Below are 2977 nucleotides of genomic sequence, written 5' to 3'. Positions count from 1 at the left end.
CGGGGCCCGCGCGACCCCATGCGCCCCTCCGGCCCGCAGGACGGTGTCGGGCCGCTCACGCGTCGCCGCTACTGGGTGGACGTCGAGGACGCGCGCCGCTCCCCCGAGGAGATCGCCGCGCACTGGCGTGACCATCTGCCCCAGCACGCGCCACGCTGGCTCGCGTGGTTCCGGCCGATGCGCGCGGGCGCGACGGACGTGAGGCGGGGCGACCTCCTGCGAATCCGGATGCTGCTCGTCCGGCGCGGCTTCGTCGTGATCGAACACGTCGACGAGCTGGGGTTCCGCGCGCGCACCCTGCGGCTGCATCCCGACGCGGGCACCTCCGACTTCCGCGTGTACCCCGGCGCGGCGCCCGGACGGCTCACGCTGCAGATCGAGTCGTTGCTGCGGGTCAACTCGCAGTTCGACCGGCTGGCCTACATCTTCGGGGTGCACGCGGCGCAGCGCCGCAACTGGGAGCTGACGCTCACGAGCGTCGCGCGGTACAGCGGGGGGCGGATCGTGAGCCGTGGGCACGAGTCGCTGGAGATGCCGAGCCTCGCGCATTCCTACTCGCCGCCCGAGCCGCCCGAGGTGCCGATCGGCACGAGCGGCGAGACGGCCGAGCACGCGTAGGCGGCCCACCATGACCGGCGCGCACGCACCGTCCGATCACCGCACGCCCTCCTTCGTTCGTCCGGAACGTCTCAGGCCGGGCGACACGGTCGCCGCCGTGTGCCTGTCGAGCGGGTTCGTCACGCAGGTCCCGTCGCGGTTCGCGGCGGGCGTGCGGCAGGTCCGCGACACCTTCGGCCTGAACGTCGTGGCGGCACCGAACGCGCTGCGCGGCCCGGAGTTCCTGTACGAGCACCCCGAGGCCCGCGCGGACGATCTGCACTGGGCCCTCACGAACCCGGACGTGCGCGGCGTCTTCAGCGTCATCGGCGGGGACGACTCGGTGCGGTTGCTGCCGTACCTCGACCTCGCGCTGATCGGCGCCCACCCGAAGGTGTTCATGGGCTTTTCGGACACGACCGTGACCCTCCTGGCGTTCCTGCGCGCGGGCGTCGCCGCGTTCTATGGTCCCGCGCTGCTGACGGACCTCGCGGAGAACGGCGGCGTCCGTCCCTTCGTGGCACGCGCCGTCCGGCGCGCACTGTTCGACGCCGAGCCCTTCGCGCTCGAAGCGTCCCCCGACGTGTCCGAGGAGTCGACCGACTGGGGGGACGCGGCGCTGCAGGAGGTCCCTCGCACCTTCGTGCCGTCCCGGGGCTGGTCGTGGCTGCAGGGCGAACGCCGCGCCGAGGGGCACCTCGTGGGCGGCTGCATGGAGGTGCTGGACATGCTGGTCGGCACGCCCGGCTGGCCCGAGCCGGACCTGTGGAACGGTGCGGTGCTGTGCCTGGAGACCTCCGAGGACGTGCCGCCGCCCGCCCAGGTGGGGTACTGGCTGCGCAACTACGGCGCGCAGGGCCTCCTGGGCCGCCTGTCGGGTCTGATGTTCGCCCGCCCGCGCGGCTACACGCCGGAGACGACGGCGGCCGTGCACGGCTGGATCGCGCGGGTGCTGCGGGAGTTCGGACGGGAGGACCTGCCGGTCGTGGCGGGCGTGGACTTCGGGCACACCAGCCCGCAGCTGGTGCTGCCGTTCGGCTCGCGCGCCGAGCTCGATCCCGCGCGCCGCGCGGTGCGGGTGCTCGAACCCGGCGTGAGGTGACGACGCTCGACGTGCGCGGCGACGTCGGCGCGTACGGTCGTGCGGCACGCGGGACCGCGCGGACGTCGCGTATGATCGGGGCGTCCCCGAGCACCACCCGTCCGTTCGCCATGCCCGACCCGGAGGCCCGACATGACCACACCCGCCGATACGTCCGTGATGCAGCTCGAACTCGTGCCCGTCCCCGTGGGGGACGTGGACCGCGCGAGGGTGTTCTACGAGGAGCAGCTGGGCTTCCACGTGGATCACGACGTGCGGCCCGCCGAGGGCGTCCGGGTGGTGCAGCTCACCCCGCGCGGCTCGGCGTGCTCCATCGTGCTCAGCACCGGACTGCCCGGGCTGGGCGGCATGACCGTCGGTTCGCTGCGCGGTCTGCACCTCGTGGTCGCCAACGTCGAACGGACCCGCGCCGAGTTGCTCGCGCGGGGCGTCGACGTCGGGGAGATCGACGACGCGGGGCGCGGCGTGCGGTACGCCGCGTTCCGCGATCCGGACGGGAACTCGTGGGTCCTGCAGGAACTCGCGTGGCGCTCCCCCGGACCCTGATCCGAATCCTACCCTTCGATGAGGCCGTGCGAGAGCGCGAACGCGTAGTCCTCCTCGCCGAGTTCCGCCTCACGGCCCTCGTCGATGATCCGCTGCACGCGCGCGCGGCGCGTCTCGTCTCCCTCGAAGGCCCCGGTGTCGCCGTGCTCGGGGATGAAGGTTGAATCGTCGCGGTCGTTCTGGTCCGTCATGTCACGCTCCTCACTGTTCTGCGTACGGGACGTCGGGTGCGCGCGTCCGACGCGTCGCGCCCTCGCGGTTCAGGGTACGGGGAGGAGGGCCACCGCATTCGTGACGGGCGCCACCTGGAACATCCCGGTCATGCCGTCGTGCTCGCGGTCCCCGAAGCGTTCGTGGAAACCTTGATGCTCGGCGTCACGGCGATGCCGCGGCCCATGACTTGACGGCCGCCCCTCGTCGTGCCTGAATGCGGCGAGACCACGTCCACCCGGAGCGTCACGTGATCACCCCCACGACCCAGGCCCTCTCCCTCCTGTCCCCGCCCGGCGCCGCCACGAAGGTGGACGTCGTCGTCATCGGCGCGGGGCAGGCGGGCCTGTCCAGCGCCTACCACCTGCGCGGGCTGGGCCTCTCGCCCGCACGCGACTTCGTGGTGCTCGACGCCTCGACGGGCGCGGGCGGCGCGTGGCGAGAGCGCTGGCCCGGCCTGACGCTCGGTACCGTCAACCGCCTCCACGACCTGCCCGGCCTGCCGTTCGCGGACACGCTCGG

At 73.1% G+C, this 2977-nt stretch carries 5 protein-coding genes; 4 read left to right on the top strand and 1 reads right to left on the bottom strand.

What is annotated here, in order from left to right:
* From DEIPI_RS0114765 to DEIPI_RS0114755, 3 genes are all read left to right on the top strand, one after another.
* A partial coding sequence (locus DEIPI_RS0114765) for a DUF1990 family protein (RefSeq protein WP_027482269.1) occupies window positions 1-618 on the top strand: 618 nt, incomplete at its 5' end.
* 10 nt (window positions 619-628) lie between these two features.
* Window positions 629-1699, top strand: coding sequence for a S66 family peptidase (locus tag DEIPI_RS31395; RefSeq protein ID WP_045234408.1), 1071 nt, complete (start codon window positions 629-631; stop codon window positions 1697-1699).
* A 132-nt stretch (window positions 1700-1831) separates the two neighbouring features.
* Window positions 1832-2245, top strand: coding sequence for a VOC family protein (locus DEIPI_RS0114755; protein WP_027482268.1), 414 nt, complete (start codon window positions 1832-1834; stop codon window positions 2243-2245).
* 8 nt (window positions 2246-2253) lie between these two features.
* On the opposite strand, the gene DEIPI_RS0114750 is transcribed toward DEIPI_RS0114755, so the two are convergent.
* Window positions 2254-2436 carry a hypothetical protein gene (locus DEIPI_RS0114750; RefSeq protein WP_027482267.1) on the bottom strand — a complete coding sequence of 61 codons (183 nt, stop codon included), beginning with the start codon at window positions 2434-2436 and terminating at the stop codon, window positions 2254-2256.
* Window positions 2437-2705: 269 nt separating this feature from the next.
* On the opposite strand from DEIPI_RS0114750, the gene DEIPI_RS31390 reads away from it, so the two are divergent.
* A partial coding sequence (locus tag DEIPI_RS31390) for an NAD(P)-binding protein (protein WP_245588575.1) occupies window positions 2706-2977 on the top strand: 272 nt, incomplete at its 3' end.

This window comes from Deinococcus pimensis DSM 21231, assembly GCF_000519345.1.
GTDB classification, from domain to species: Bacteria; Deinococcota; Deinococci; order Deinococcales; family Deinococcaceae; genus Deinococcus_A; species Deinococcus_A pimensis.
Note: the sequence above shows the minus strand (reverse complement) of the source record. Positions and strands in the feature narration are given on the sequence as shown.